This is a genomic window from Nonomuraea jabiensis, from assembly GCF_014204795.1.
Lineage (GTDB): Bacteria > Actinomycetota > Actinomycetes > Streptosporangiales > Streptosporangiaceae > Nonomuraea > Nonomuraea jabiensis.
Genome location: NZ_JACHMB010000001.1, coordinates 11,359,837 through 11,374,419, shown reverse-complemented (window position 1 = coordinate 11,374,419; position 14,583 = coordinate 11,359,837). Strand labels below are relative to the sequence as shown.

Sequence of the window (14,583 nt, the reverse complement as noted above, 5' to 3'; positions counted from 1 at the left end):
AACGCCCGCGTCCCCGCCCCGGGGCCGCGGGCGCTCCGCGTCCAGGGCCGCGCGAGCGCCCGGGCCCCGCGGAGCAGCCGTAGGGGCGAAATGGCCACGATTTACGGATAAATAGCCAAGTATCCGTAAAATCTTTGGATAAATGGAGTCATTCTCGGCCCAATCCGCGCGGACAACCGGTCGTCCCTTACCCCGGGATCCGGTCGCCTCCAACCGGAAGGTCCGGCGGCTGGGCCGGGCAGAACGCCCGTACCCCGCGCAACAGCCGTACCGCCGCCTCCAGCCCGCTCGCCGCCTCCAGCGCCCGCCCGGCAGCGGTCGCGAAGCGGCTCAGCAGGTGCTCGTCCCCGTCGCCGAACCCCCGCCCGGCGACCCACACGAACGTGTGGTCCCGCGTCGCCAGCGGCAGGGGAGTGGCCAGGAAGCCCGGCTCGCCCACCGCCGCGTCGCGCGCCAGCCGGACCGTGACGGGCACGGTCGCCAGCTCCTTCAGCACCCCCGACCCGGCCAGCCACCGGCGCACGCGCTGGGGATCGCCGGGAGGGGCGTGCGTGTGGATCGTGTCGGCCTCGAGCCGCAGGGCGTCCACGCGCACGAATCCCGCGTAGGCCGTGCCCGTGACGGCGGCGGCGGTACGCGCCAGCCGGTCGAGCAGGTCGGCGGCCTCCAGGCAGGAGAACGAGGCGATGAGTTCACGCATGGCGGCATCGACATGGTTGTATGACATCGCGGTGCTCCCTCGGGGGGAGGAGAGATCGCGCGGCCCGATCGCGCGAAACTGAAGTGCGGGTGCCCTGACTATCACCCCCGACGCGGCTCCTGACTAGCCCTCAACAGGAAATCAGGATTTCTGCGCCCTCCCTGCCCGCACCCGTCACGTGGGACGCAGCACCGACCACGCCACGTCGTCCGCCCGCGTCCCGTCCGCCCTGACGAACAGCCCCCGGTGCACGCCCTCCCGGCTGAACCCGGCCCGCTCCAGCACCGCGTGCGAGGCCGTGTTGCCTGCGTCGGTGCCGGCCACGATCCGGTGCAGCGCCGTGTTCGCGAACGCCCAGTCCACCAGCAGCCTGACCGCCCGCGTCATGAACCCCTTGCCCCGGAACTCGGGCACCAGCGAATAGCCCACCATGGCCTGCCCCAGCGACGGGACGACGTGCGCGAGCTGGATGTGCCCGGCGAACGCCCCCGAGGCCGCGTCCCTGACGGCCAGCTCGATCCGCTGCCCCGACACCCACCAGTAGCCGGTGTAGCGGCAGCGCCGCTCGTGCTCCTCCAGCGTGCCCATCGGCCCGAAGTGATAGGCCGCCACCGTCGGGTCGGCCAGCATCCGGTGGAAGTCGCCGGCGTCCTCCACGGTCATCGGCACCAGCCGCACCACGCCGTCGCACAGCTCCCCGTCCGCGAAGAACGGCAGGTACGGCTCCGCCGCCACCGCGTCCCCCGCCAGCCGGGCGAAGGTGACCATGTCGACGTAGCGGCCGTCGCGCAGCCGCCTGGCCTCCCGCCGGCGCCCCTCCTCGAGGAAGCCCGCCTTGACGGCCACCCGCAGGCTCGCCACGTTCTCCACCGCGGCCTGCAGCTCGACCCGGCGCACCCCGTGGTCGAACAGCCAGTCGGTGACCGCCCTGGCCGCCGTCGCCGCCACGCCCCGGGCCCGCGCCCACGGCGCCACCATGTAGCCGATCGAGGCCACGCCCCACTGATCGGGCGGGACGACCCCGATGGCGCCCACGTAGCCGCCGTCCTGCGTGATCACGAACTCCGCGCCGCCGCCCGCCCACTTCGCCGCCGCCTGCTCCAGGAAGTCGTGCGCGTCCTGCACCCGGTACGGCGACGGCAACACCGGCAGGAACCGGGCGGTCACCGGGTCGTTGCACACCTTCACGATCGCCTCGACGTCCTCCTCCGCGGGAGGCCGGAGAATCAGGGGGCCGGTGGAGATCACGTCGCGCGGAAGCATCCCCCATAGATACCGTGCGTCCGGTCGCCCTCGAAAGCCCTATAACCTTGCGGCCATGGGTTTCCGCAGGCATGGGCCTTTCCAGGCGGGGGATCAGGTGCAGCTCACCGACCCCAAGAACAAACGCCACACGATCACGCTCAAAGAGGACGGCGTCTTCCACACCCACAAGGGCGCCATCCCCCACAGCGACCTGATCGGGCAGCCTGAGGGCTCCGTCGTGCGCTCCTCGGGGGGCACTCAATACCTCGCCTTCCGCCACCTGCTGCAGGACTACACGCTGGCCATGCCGCGCGGCGCGGCCGTCATCTACCCCAAGGACGCCTCGATGATCGTCGGCATGGCCGACATCTTCCCGGGCGCGCGGGTGATCGAGGCCGGCGTCGGCTCCGGCGCGCTGACGTGCTTCCTGCTGCGGGCCGTCGGCCCCGACGGGCACGTCACCTCGTACGAGCGGCGCCAGGAGTTCGCCGACGTGGCGAGCAAGAACGTGGAGAAGTTCTTCGGCGGCCCCATGGACGACAACTGGCGCCTGGTCGTCGGCGACCTGGTCGCCTCCATCGACGAGAGCGACGTCGACCGGGTGATCCTCGACATGCTCGCCCCGTGGGAGTGCGTCGACGCCGCCGCCAAGGCGCTCACCCCGGGTGGCGTGATCTGCTGTTACGTCGCCACGACCACGCAGCTGTCCAAGACGGTGGAGACGATTCGCGATCACGGGTGTTTCACGGAGCCGCATGCGTGGGAGACCCTGGTTCGCGACTGGCACGTCGAAGGACTCGCGGTGAGACCGGATCATCGGATGATCGGCCACACGGGATTCCTCGTCACCGCCCGCCGCATGGCGGACGGAGTGACGCCCCCGCCGAGACGCCGTCGACCGAAGGGGACCACCGAGGAACTATGACAATTTGGCCACGAGGGTGCGTTGGTGCGTGACACGGGAACAGATTCCCGTGTGCATGTGCTGGGAGTATTAAACGCACTATTGAGGATTATTCACCGAATACTGAATGTCACTCTACGAACACTGCCCGGCCAGGTTACGGAGGGGCCCGAGATAGGTAAGGTCCTTAGTAGTCGCCCTCGACTGGGAAGGAGGTGACGGGCGTGGCAGCTCGCGATGATGCTGAGGCTCGAGCCGCGCAGCGCGAACGGGAGGTCGCTGATCTTTCAACACAGGTCTCCTTCCTCCAGGAGGAGATCACCGCGCTGAGGCGGAAGCTGGCCGAGTCACCCCGTCAGGCCAGAGTCCTCGAAGAGCGTCTCCATGAGGCGCAGGCGAACCTCGCGGCCGTGACCGGCCAGAACGAACGCCTGGTCGCCACACTCAAGGAGGCCCGGGACCAAATCGTCGCCCTCAAGGAGGAGGTCGACCGGCTGGCGCAGCCGCCATCCGGTTTCGGCACCTTCCTCGAGGCCAGAGAAGACGGCACCATCGAGGTGTTCACCGGCGGCCGCAAGCTCCGCGTGAACGTCAGCCCTGCCGTCGACATCGACTCGCTGCGGCGTGGCCAGGAGGTCATGCTCAACGAAGCGCTCAACGTGGTCGAAGCCCTCGGCTACGAAGAGGTCGGCGAGATCGTCATGCTGAAAGAACTGCTCGACGAGGGCAAGCGCGCCCTGGTCATCTCGCACGCCGACGAAGAGCGCGTCGTGCGACTGGCCGAGTCGCTCGTCGGCCAGCCCATCAGGGCCGGCGACTCGCTCCTGCTCGAGCCGCGCTCCGGCTACGTCTACGAGCGCATTCCCAAGTCCGAAGTCGAAGAGCTCGTCCTCGAGGAGGTCCCCGACATCTCCTACGAGGAGATCGGCGGCCTCGGCAGGCAGATCGAGCAGATCAGGGACGCCATCGAGCTGCCCTACCTGCACGCCGACCTGTTCCGCGAGCACAAGCTCCGGCCCCCCAAGGGCGTGCTGCTGTACGGCCCGCCCGGATGCGGCAAGACACTCATCGCCAAGGCCGTCGCCAACTCCCTGGCCAAGCAGGTCGCGGAGAAGACCGGCCAGTCCGGCAAGAGCTTCTTCCTCAACATCAAGGGCCCCGAGCTGCTCAACAAGTACGTCGGCGAGACCGAGCGGCACATCCGCCTGGTCTTCCAGCGGGCCCGGGAGAAGGCCTCCGAGGGCACCCCGGTGATCGTGTTCTTCGACGAGATGGACTCGATCTTCCGCACCCGAGGCTCCGGCGTGTCCTCCGACGTGGAGAACACCATCGTCCCTCAGCTGCTGTCGGAGATCGACGGCGTCGAGGGCCTGGAGAACGTCATCGTCATCGGCGCCTCCAACCGCGAGGACATGATCGACCCGGCGATCCTGCGGCCCGGCCGCCTGGACGTCAAGATCAAGATCGAGCGGCCGGACGCCGAGGCGGCCAAGGACATCTTCTCCAAGTACCTCATCGCCGACCTGCCGCTGCACCCGGACGACCTGACCGAGCACGGCGACTCCCGCGAGGGCACCATCCAGGGCATGATCCAGAGCGTCGTCGAGCGCATGTACACCGAGAGCGAGGAGAACCGCTTCCTCGAGGTGACCTACGCCAACGGCGACAAGGAAGTCCTCTACTTCAAGGACTTCAACTCCGGCGCGATGATCCAGAACATCGTCGACCGCGGGAAGAAGATGGCCATCAAGCAGTTCCTCGAAACCGGCCAGAAGGGCCTGCGGGTCCAGCACCTGCTCACGGCCTGCGTGGACGAGTTCTCCGAGAACGAGGACCTGCCCAACACCACCAACCCCGACGACTGGGCCCGCATCTCCGGCAAGAAGGGTGAGCGGATCGTCTACATCCGCACGCTCGTCTCCGGCAAGCAGGGCACCGAAGCCGGCCGATCCATCGACACCGTGGCCAACACCGGCCAGTACCTGTAGAACCCCCGGACGGGAGGGCCGCCGCGGCCCTCCCGTCCGCATGCCCGCCCCCTGCCGCGGCGGGGCACGCGGCGGGCGCGCGGCGACGCCGGCGACGACACGGCCGATACGCATGCACGCCGCCCCGAACAGGCGCACACTGGTCTGATGACCACGCTCAAACGAGTAGACGTGCACGTCGAAGGCGTCGTCCAGGGCGTCGGCTTCCGTCCCTTCGTGCACGCGCTCGCCCGCCGGCTCGGTCTGGCCGGGCGCGTGCACAACGACGTCAACGGAGTGCACATCGAGGTCGAAGGCGCCCTGGCGGGCGTCGAGGAGTTCCTGACCGCGCTCGAACGCGACGCGCCCGCCCTGTCCGAGATCGAACGCGTCACCGTCGTCAGCGCCCGCCCCACCGGCCACAACGGCTTCACCATCGCCGCCGGCATCCCGTCCGGCCCGCTGCGCCCCCTCGTCCGCGCCGACGGCGCCACCTGCGACGACTGCCTGCGCGAGCTGGCCGACCCCGACGACCGCCGCCACGGCTACCCGTTCATCAACTGCGCCAATTGCGGGCCCCGCTTCACGATCGTGCGCGGCGTCCCGTACGACCGGCCGCTGACCACCATGGCCGGCTTCGGCATGTGCCAGGCGTGCGCGGCCGAATACCACGACCCCGGCAACCGCCGCCACCACGCCCAGCCCACCTGCTGCCCCGCCTGCGGGCCCCGGCTGCGGCTGCGCGACGCCCGCGGCACCGAGCTGTGCGGCGACCCCGTCGCCGGCGCCGTCACCCTGCTGCGCGCCGGTCGCGTCGTCGCCGTCAAGGGCCTCGGCGGCTTCCACCTCGCCGTGCCCGCCGCCGACGAGCGGGCCGCCGCCCTGCTGCGCGGCCGCAAACACCGCGAGGAGCAGCCGTTCGCCGTCATGACGGCCGACCTGGCGCAGGCGCGAAGGCTGTGCGAGATCGACGAGCACGCCGCCGAACTGCTCACCGGCCGCGCCCGGCCCATCGTGCTGCTGCCCCGCCTGCCCGGCGCCCCCGTCGCCGCCTCCGTGGCGCCCGCCACCCGCAGCCTCGGCCTCATGCTCCCCTACACGGCCCTGCACCACCTCCTGCTCGCCGAGCTCGCCCAACCCATGGTCCTCACCGGCGGCAACGTCTCCGGCGAGCCCATCGCCTACGAGGACGACGACGCGCTGACCCGCCTGAGCGGCATCGCCGACGCCTTCCTCATCCACGACCGCCCCATCCACGTACGCGCCGACGACTCCGTCGTGCGGCCCATGGCGGGCGAGGTGACCGTGCTGCGCCGCGCCCGCGGGTACGCGCCCGAACCGCTGGCCATGCGCTGGCCCGCGCCCCGGCCCGTGCTCGCCTGCGGCGCCGAGCTGAAGAGCACCTTCTGCCTGGTCGAAGGGCGGCGCGCGTTCGTCTCCCAGCACATCGGCAACCTGGAGAACCACGAGACGCTCCGGTCGTTCGTCGAGAGCATCGACCACTTCTGCGGCCTGTTCGGCATCCGGCCCCAGATCGTGGCCCACGACCTGCACCCCGGCTACCTGTCCACCCGGCACGCCAAGGAGATCCGCGGCGTCGAACTCCTCGGCGTCCAGCACCACCACGCCCACATCGCCTCCTGCCTGGCCGACAACGGCGACCCCGGGCCGGTGCTCGGCGTGGCCCTCGACGGGCTCGGCCACGGCCCCGACGGCACCCTGTGGGGCGGCGAGTTCCTGCGCGCCGACCTGACCTCCTTCGAACGCCTTGGCCACCTCGCCCAGATCCCCATGCCCGGCGGGAGCGCCGCCGTCCGGCAGCCCTGGCGCATGACCGCCGCCTACCTCGGCGACGGCCACCCCGGCCTGGACGTGGCCCGCCTGGACGTGGCCCGCCGCAACCCCTGGGCCGACGCGCTCCGGCTCGCCCCCGGCTCCCCGCTGACCTCCAGCGCGGCCCGCCTCTTCGACGCCGTCGCCGCGCTGCTCGGCGTCCGCGACAAGATCACCTATGCGGGGCAGGCCGTCGTCGAACTCGAACAGCACGCCGACCCGGCCGAGCGCGGCACGTACGAGGCCCGGATCACCCACGGCGACCTGCTCGTCGTGGAGGCCGCCGACCTCGTCCGGGCCGCCGCCGCGGACCTGGCGGCCGGGACCGGCACCCGCGCGATCGCCGGCCGCTTCCACAACGGCCTCGCCGACGCCGTCGCCCGCGCCTGCGACGCCCTCCGCTCCGCCACCGGGCTGACCGCGGTGGCGCTGTCGGGCGGGATGTTCCAGAACGCCCTGCTGCTGGAGGCCACCGTGGAACGGCTGCGCGCGGCCGGGTTCCGGGTGCTCAAACACGTGCGCGTGCCGCCCGGCGACGGCGGCGTCAGCCTCGGCCAGGCCGCCGTCGCCGCCGCCCGCGACCGCGCCTGACCGCCTGCCACCGTGCTTCTCACGGTGCTTCTCACCGGGCTCCCACGGTGCTTCTCACCGGGCTCTCACTGCGGCGGAGTGGCGGGCCGGGGAGAGCGGTGGGCCCCGCCTAGCATGGCGATCATGGAGTACCTCAACCCCGCCCGCGCCCCGTACACCGCGCACGACCGCGCGCTCATCGGGACCGAGCACGCCCGCCAGGCCCGCGCCCACTTCGCCCGGCACCCCTCCTACCGGCCCACGCCGGTCCGCACCGTCCCGGACCTGGCCGGGACCGAAGCCGTCCACGTCAAGGACGAGAGCGGGCGCATGGGGCTGGGCAGCTTCAAGGCGCTCGGCGGCGCGTACGCCGTCCACCTGCTCGCCGAGCACGAGGGCGGCGGCACGCCGTTCGTGTGCGCCAGCGCCGGCAACCACGGCATCTCCGTCGCCTCCGGGGCCGCCGAGGTCGGCGTGGACTGCGTCGTGTACCTCAGCGAAGGTGTCCCCGAGGCGTTCGCGCAGCGGCTGCGCGGACTCGGCGCCGAGGTACGGCGCAGCGGCGAGGACTACGAGGCCAGCATGGCCGCCGCGATCCAGGCCGCCGAGCGCAACGGCTGGCGGCTCGTCTCCGACAGCTCCTGGAACGGCTACACCGGCATCCCGCTCGACGTCATGCGCGGCTACACCGTCCTGTTCGACGAACTCGCCGACCCGGGCGCCCTGCCCGCCGTCCCGGCGCGCACCACTGGCCCCGCCACGTCCGCAGGAGCGCTCACCGGCCTGGAGGCGTACTCGGGCAGGCTCAACGGCTCCTCGGCCGCGACCGGCGGCCACAGCGCCGCCCACGGGGGCGCCGGCGCGCCCACCCACGTGTTCCTCCAGGCGGGCGTCGGCGGGCTCGCCGCCGCCGGAGCCGCATACGTGCGCGACCGCTGGGGCGAACAGCCCAAGATCGTCGTGGTCGAGCCGGAAGGCGCGCCCTGCCTGCTCGAAAGCGCCAGAGCCGGCGAGCCCGTACGCGTCCAGGGCGGCCACACCACGCTCGGCCGCCTCGACTGCCTCGAACCCTCCATCATCGCCCACCACCTCCTCCACCACCTCGCCGACCTCTACATGACGATCACCGACGACCAGGCGGCCGACGCCGCCCGCCTCCTGGCCGGCCACGGCGTCCACCTGTCGGAGTGCGGCGCCGCCGGAGCCGCCGGCCTGCTCGCCCTCACGCCCGCGGCCCGCGACGCGCTCGGGCTCGACGACTCCTCGCGGCCGCTCGTGGTGGGAACGGAGGGACCGCTGGAACCAAAGTGATCCACGTGACGTCAAAAGGGCGTGCACGCACCTAACCGGCCCAAGCATGCTCGGGGAGACGGCCGGTTGGCCGAGCTCGACCTCCTGCGCTTCATCGCCGCGCTGGCCGTCGTCGCCTTCCACTACCTGGTGGCGTACGCGTCCGTCTGGGGGGCCAGGCCCGCCGCGCTGTTCCCGCCGCTGGCGCCCTTCGCGGGGTTAGGCATCCTCGGGGTCGAGCTGTTCTTCATCATCAGCGGGTTCGTCATCCTCATGACCGTGTGGGGGCGCGGGCTCGGCGGGTTCGCCCGGTCCAGGTTCGTGCGCCTCTATCCCGCGTACTGGCTCAGCCTCGTCGCCACCGCGGCCCTCTACGGGCTCACCGGCGCCAAGGCGCTTGACCCAAAACTTTCACCAGGCGACTACCTGGTGAACGCCACCATGTTCCAGCGGTTGTTCAAGGTCACCGACGCCAGCCAGGTCTACTGGTCGCTCTGGGCGGAGCTCCGCTTCTACCTGCTGATGGTCATCCTCGTGATCATCGGGGTCACGTACGGGCGCGTCCTGATCTTCTCCGGCGTCTGGCTGGTGGCCGCCTTCGGCGCCGACCGGCTCGGCAACGAGATCGTCAACGAGATCGTCATGCCCGACTACGCGCCCTACTTCATCGCCGGCATGTCCCTCTACCTCATCCACAAACGCGGCAGCGCCTGGCTGCCGTGGCTCTACGTGGCCGGCGGGTACGCCCTGTCGATCGGCTCCGCGCTCGACCGCGTCCACCGGCGCGTCGACAACGTCGGGTTCAAGAACATGCCCGTCGCCGACCTCAGCGTGATCATCACCATCACCCTGATCTTCGCCGTGATGGCCGTCGCCGCCCTCGGGCTGATCCGCCTCAAACCGTCCAGGACGCTCACCGCGCTCGGCGGCATCACATACCCGCTTTACCTCTTCCATGGCGTCGTCGCGGTGGCCCTCATCCCAGCGCTCACCGGCCACCTGCCCCCCTGGGCCGTCGCCACCACGACCGTCCTGGTGGCCGTGGCGCTGTCGTACCTCGTGTACTCCTTTGCCGAACGGCCCATCCAGCGGCTACTCAAGCCCCGCAGATCCACGCAAACCCCATCAGCTCCCGCCGTACAGGTTGAAAAGGCGTCGGTGCCATAACTCTGTGACCCTGGGGCACTGTGAAGGGCATAGGCTCGGGCATATAAACGGCGGATAGACAGATCCGGACGAACAGAGGGTGTTGCATGACGGTGCGTCGGGTGATGGGCATCGAGACCGAGTACGGCATCTCCGTACCCGGCCAGCCGGGCGCCAACGCGATGGTGACCTCCTCACAGGTCGTGAACGCCTACCTGGCCGCCTCCGCGGCCCGGGCGCGCAGGGCCCGGTGGGACTTCGAAGAGGAGAACCCACTGCGCGACGCGCGCGGCTTCGACCTGGCCAGAGAGGTCGCCGACTCCAGCCAGCTCACCGACGAGGACCTCGGCCTGGCCAACGTCATCCTCACCAACGGCGCCCGGCTCTACGTCGACCACGCCCACCCCGAATACAGCTCGCCCGAATGCACCAACCCCCGGGCCGCCGTCATCTGGGACAAAGCCGGTGAACGCGTCATGTACGACGCCGCCACCCGGGCCTCCGCCATCCCCTCCAACGCGCCCATCCAGCTCTACAAGAACAACACCGACGCCAAAGGCGCCTCCTACGGCTGCCACGAGAACTACCTCATGCGGCGCGCCACCCCCTTCGCCGACATCGTCCGGCACCTGACCCCCTTCTTCGTCTCCCGCCAGGTCGTCGTCGGCGCCGGCAAGGTCGGCATCGGACAGGACTCCCGCGGCGAAGGCTTCCAGATCAGCCAGCGCGCCGACTTCTTCGAGGTCGAGGTCGGCCTCGAGACCACGCTCAAGCGGCCCATCATCAACACCCGCGACGAGCCGCACGCCGACCCCGAGAAGTACCGCCGGCTGCACGTGATCATCGGCGACGCCAACATGTCGGAAATATCGACATACCTGAAGCTGGGCACCACCGCCCTCGTCCTCGCCATGATCGAGGAAGGCTTCCTCACCCGCGATCTCGCCGTCGAAAACCCCGTACAAGCCCTCAGGGCCGTCTCCCACGACCCCACCTGCCGCTACGAGATCGCCATGCGCGACGGCCGCAAGCTCACCGCCGTCCAGCTCCAGATGGAATACCTCGAACAAGCGCGCAAATACGTCGAAGAGCGGGGCACCGCCCAAGAGGAGATGAACAAGGACATCCTCGACCGCTGGGAGTCCGTCCTCACCCGGCTCGCCGAAGACCCCATGCAGCTCTCCCGCGAACTCGACTGGGTCGCCAAACTCGAACTCCTCGAGGGCTACCGCACCCGCGACGGCCTGGCCTGGTCCCACCCCAGACTCCAGCTCGTCGACCTGCAATACTCCGACATCCGCCCCGACCGCGGCCTCTACAACCGCCTCGTCGCCCGCGGACGCATGCAACGCCTCGTCACCGAAGAAGAAGTCCAGCGCGCCGTCGAACACCCGCCCAACGACACCCGCGCCTACTTCCGCGGCCGCTGCCTGCGCCAATACAGCGAATCCGTCGCCGCCGCCTCCTGGGACTCCGTCATCTTCGACATCCCCGGCCGCGAGTCACTCCAGCGCGTACCCACCCTCGAACCACTGCGCGGCACCAAAGCCCACGTCGGCGAACTCTTCGACCGCTGCCGCACCGCCGCCGACCTCGTCGCCGCCCTCACCGGCGGCGACTGATCCGGCGCGCCGGTCGGCGACCGATCCGGCCTACTGGCGGCGACTGATCCGGCTCGCCGGTCGGCGACCGATCCGAGTAGACCGGCCCCCGCCCATGGCGGCGCCCCGGGGCCGGTCCACCCCCTACAGCAGGCCCACACCCAGCGTCAGCGTGCCCACCGCCAAGCACGCCCCACCCGCCACCGTCAGCCAGATCAACCTGCTCGGCTTCGTGTCACGCGGACGCACCACCGACAGGAAGAAACCCAGCGGCATCAGGATCGGCGCGGCCACGATCAACACCCGCGTCAGGGCCTTCAGCCCCTCAGGCAGACTCGCCTGATCCACATAGAGCATCGCCACCAGCGAGAACAGCACCAGCACGCCCGCATGCGCGTGCCCGGCCCGCCACAGGCCACGCCGGACCGGGTTGTCCAGGTAGCCGGGAACGTTGCGCATCAGGAACTTCAACAGGGTGACGCCGCCGAAGGCCACCCCGGGGACTGTGATGAGGAGCACACCGGCCGTGCTCAGGGATGCGGGGGACATCGGAACCTCCTCGTGTGTAGGTGGATCCATTATTGGATAGCTCGACTATCTAGTCAAGCGGGCAAGATCGCTGGGCGATCGGCGCGAAATGTCGCCCGGTTCGGGGAAGATATGCCTAGAGGCAGTCCCCCAACCGGAGGTAGGACATGGCAACCAAGGACACCGGAGGCCAGAAGCAGGCCGGTCGGCGCGAGAGCGAAGTCGAGGAGACCGAGGCCTCGGCGACGCCGGACGTTCAGGAGCGCCAGGAGAAGCTCACGGACGATGTCGACGCAATTCTGGACGAAATCGACGAAGTTCTCGAAGAGAACGCAGAGGAATTCGTGCGCTCTTATGTACAAAAGGGCGGAGAGTAGGGCAAACCGGACATTCAAAAAGGGTAAATCGGGTGGAAACGCCGGACGAGGTGAAGCGATGCCCGGACTGCGGTGAGACCAAGGCGGTCGCCGAGTTCGGGCTCAATAAGCGCATGGCCGATGGCCGTGCGCGGTATTGCAAGGCATGCTTTCGGAGGCGTTCCACTCAGAGCTATCGCAAACGCATGGCCGAGCAAGGCAAAACGGTGCGAGAGGTGAGGGAAGTCCCCGAGGGGCACAAATACTGCCCTCGTTGCGAGAGAGTGAAGCCGGTTACGGAGTTCGGGCGCAACCGGGCGGTGAAGTCGGGGCTTACCGATTACTGCAAGCCGTGTCACAACACCGTGATGCGGGAAGAGCGGATCAAGAATCACGGCAGCACTCGCAACTACCACCTGAAGCGCCGCTACGGCATCACCGAGGACGACTTCGAGCGCATGCTCGCCCGTCAGGGCGGGCTCTGCGCCATCTGCCGGGCCGTCCCCGGCACGTTCGTCGACCACAGCCACGCGACCGGCCTGGTCCGGGGCATTCTCTGTTTCAACTGCAACAACGGGCTCGGCCACTTCGGCGACAATCTGGTGTTGCTGGAGTTGGCGGCCCTTTATCTGGACGGGGAGATTCTCTGGCCCGAGTTCGTGGTCCTCCCGCGGCAGCGCGTTTCCGATGAGGTGGCGCGGACGCGGAGTTATCACCTGACGCAGCGTTATCAGGTGCGGCATGAGGATGTCGAGCGGATGATCTCGGCTCAGCATGGTCTGTGTGTGGTGTGCTGGGATCGGCCGCCCGAGCATGTGGACCATTGTCATCGCACCGGGGATGTGCGATATGCGCTGTGTCTGCCGTGCAATACGGGGATCGGGCAGTTCAGGGATGATCCCGGGGTGGTGCGGCGGGCGCTTTCTTATGTCGAGGCGACCGTTGAGGAGTTCGACGACGTCGAGGTTTCGGAGGAGGAGCTTCGGGAGTTGGTCGAGGCTGACGAGCGGCTTCGGGGCGAGTTCTATTCGACGGTGTCGAGGGTGGGCTGATCGGCTCTGGGGAGGGTGTAGTCGACGGCGACGCCCAGGAGGCGGACCGGGCGGGTGAGGTCGAAGCGGGTGAGGATGGTGAGGGCCGCCTGCTGGATGGTGGCCGGGTCCGTGGTGGGGGCGGGGAGTTTTGACTGGCGGGTTCGGGTGAGGAACGGGGTGAAGCGGACCTTGACCGATACCCGGGTGATGTCGCGGCCGGCTTCGCGGGCGTCGTGGGCGACCTGGTTGGCGAGGTCGGCGACGTGGTGGGCGATGTCGGTTTCGTCGGTGAGGTCGTGCTGGAAGGTTGTTTCGCGGCTGTGGCCGCGGGCGATCCAGGGTGTGGTGACGATTTCGGCTTCGCCTTTGCCGAGGGCGAGGTAGCGGTACCAGGGGCCGTTGGTGGGGCCGAAGTGGCGGGCGAGGTGCGTGGGGTCGGCGGCGGCCAGTTCGGCGACGGTGTGGAGGCCGAGGGCGGCGAGTTTTTTGGAGATCTTGGCGCCGATGCCCCAGAGTGCGTCGGTGGGTCGGTCGTTCATGATCTCGGCCCAGTTGTCGCTGGTGAGGCGGTAGATTCCGGCGGGTTTGGCGAGGCCGGAGGCGAGTTTGGCCTGGTGTTTGTTGTCGCCGATGCCGATGGAGCAGGACAGTTGGGTGCGTTCGCGTACGGTCTGGCGGATGGTGGCGGCGAGGGTTTCGGGGTCGTCGGTGGTGGCGCCGAGGAAGGCTTCGTCCCAGCCCCAGATTTCGACGCGTACGGGGAATTCGCGGAGTACGGCCATGACGTGGGCGGAGGCGGCTTCGTAGGCGGGTGGGTCGCTGGGCAGGAAGATCGCTTCGGGGCAGCGTTTGAGTGCGGTGCGCAGTGGCATGCCGGAGTGGATGCCGTGTTCGCGGGCTTCGTAGGTGGCGGTGGCGGCCACGGTGCGGGGTTGGGTGGGGTCTCCTGAGCCGCCGACGACGACGGGTTTGCCGCGGAGTTCGGGGTGGCGGAGGATCTCGACGGCGGCGATGAACTGGTCGAGGTCGACGTGGAGGATCCAGTCCCTCATGGTCCTAAGTATGTCGTGAGGCGGTGTGGGGCGGTCGTCGCGGTAGGTGAGGGCGGGGCGGGGATGCCCGGGTGGGGTGCCGTTGGGTGGTTCTTCGCCGTCTTGGACGACGGCCTGGTTGAGGGTGGTGGCGTGATCTCCGCGGGGAGGAAGTTCTTGGGGTGGAGGCGGCGAAGGTGGTGGCGGGGCGGTGGAAGATCTTGGCCGGGGTGGCGATCTGGATCATGGGGCCGTGAGGCATGGCGGCCGACGCGGTCGGGGAGCGCGAGGGCTTCGGCCTGGTGGTGGGTGACGGGGATGGCGGTGACGGCGAGGTCGACAGCTTCGGTCATGCCTTGATCCCTCCGGTAACCGGAA

The 14,583-nt window shown here is 69.5% G+C and carries 12 protein-coding genes; 8 read left to right on the top strand and 4 right to left on the bottom strand.

The annotated features are described in order from the left end of the window. Positions 1-187: 187 nt before the first annotated feature. Together HD596_RS52000 and HD596_RS51995 are read right to left on the bottom strand one after the other, a co-directional pair. Positions 188-727, bottom strand: a complete 540-nt coding sequence (locus tag HD596_RS52000; RefSeq protein WP_185076853.1) for a hypothetical protein — start codon at positions 725-727, stop codon at positions 188-190. A 147-nt stretch (positions 728-874) separates the two neighbouring features. Further along, positions 875-1,963, bottom strand: a complete 1,089-nt coding sequence (locus HD596_RS51995; protein WP_185076852.1) for a GNAT family N-acetyltransferase — start codon at positions 1,961-1,963, stop codon at positions 875-877. 55 nt (positions 1,964-2,018) lie between these two features. Here HD596_RS51995 and HD596_RS51990 point away from each other — a divergent pair, with 55 nt between their 5' ends. The 6 genes from HD596_RS51990 to dop all read left to right on the top strand — a co-directional run bounded on the left by HD596_RS51990 (position 2,019) and on the right by dop (position 11,277). Continuing rightward, complete coding sequence (locus tag HD596_RS51990; protein ID WP_185076851.1) at positions 2,019-2,870, top strand: tRNA (adenine-N1)-methyltransferase; 852 nt, start codon at positions 2,019-2,021, stop codon at positions 2,868-2,870. Between the two features lie 194 nt (positions 2,871-3,064). After that, the gene (gene arc / locus HD596_RS51985) at positions 3,065-4,837 is read left to right on the top strand and encodes a proteasome ATPase (RefSeq protein ID WP_313046818.1); all 1,773 of its coding nucleotides are present in this window, start codon (positions 3,065-3,067) and stop codon (positions 4,835-4,837) included. Positions 4,838-4,984: 147 nt separating this feature from the next. Further along, positions 4,985-7,240, top strand: a complete 2,256-nt coding sequence (gene hypF, locus HD596_RS51980) for a carbamoyltransferase HypF (protein WP_185076849.1) — start codon at positions 4,985-4,987, stop codon at positions 7,238-7,240. 123 nt (positions 7,241-7,363) lie between these two features. After that, positions 7,364-8,530 carry a pyridoxal-phosphate dependent enzyme gene (locus HD596_RS51975; protein WP_185076848.1) on the top strand — a complete coding sequence of 389 codons (1,167 nt, stop codon included), beginning with the start codon at positions 7,364-7,366 and terminating at the stop codon, positions 8,528-8,530. Positions 8,531-8,596: 66 nt separating this feature from the next. Next, positions 8,597-9,676: an acyltransferase family protein gene (locus HD596_RS51970; RefSeq protein ID WP_221520000.1), complete on the top strand. Its 1,080-nt coding sequence runs from the start codon at positions 8,597-8,599 to the stop codon at positions 9,674-9,676. Positions 9,677-9,762: 86 nt separating this feature from the next. Next, positions 9,763-11,277, top strand: a complete 1,515-nt coding sequence (dop, locus tag HD596_RS51965; RefSeq protein ID WP_221519999.1) for a depupylase/deamidase Dop — start codon at positions 9,763-9,765, stop codon at positions 11,275-11,277. A gap of 123 nt (positions 11,278-11,400) precedes the next feature. On the opposite strand, the gene HD596_RS51960 is transcribed toward dop, so the two are convergent. Next, complete coding sequence (locus tag HD596_RS51960; RefSeq protein WP_185076846.1) at positions 11,401-11,805, bottom strand: hypothetical protein; 405 nt, start codon at positions 11,803-11,805, stop codon at positions 11,401-11,403. A 146-nt stretch (positions 11,806-11,951) separates the two neighbouring features. On the opposite strand from HD596_RS51960, the gene HD596_RS51955 reads away from it, so the two are divergent. Next, a complete protein-coding gene (locus HD596_RS51955; protein WP_185076845.1) occupies positions 11,952-12,161 on the top strand; it encodes a ubiquitin-like protein Pup in 210 nt (69 codons plus the stop codon). Between the two features lie 32 nt (positions 12,162-12,193). Further along, a complete protein-coding gene (locus HD596_RS63180; protein ID WP_185076844.1) occupies positions 12,194-13,192 on the top strand; it encodes an endonuclease VII domain-containing protein in 999 nt (332 codons plus the stop codon). Here HD596_RS63180 and HD596_RS51945 read toward each other — a convergent pair. Continuing rightward, positions 13,165-14,226 carry a DNA polymerase IV gene (locus HD596_RS51945; RefSeq protein ID WP_185076843.1) on the bottom strand — a complete coding sequence of 354 codons (1,062 nt, stop codon included), beginning with the start codon at positions 14,224-14,226 and terminating at the stop codon, positions 13,165-13,167. The two genes, HD596_RS63180 and HD596_RS51945, sit on opposite strands and share 28 nt — an antisense overlap. Positions 14,227-14,583: the final 357 nt, after the last annotated feature.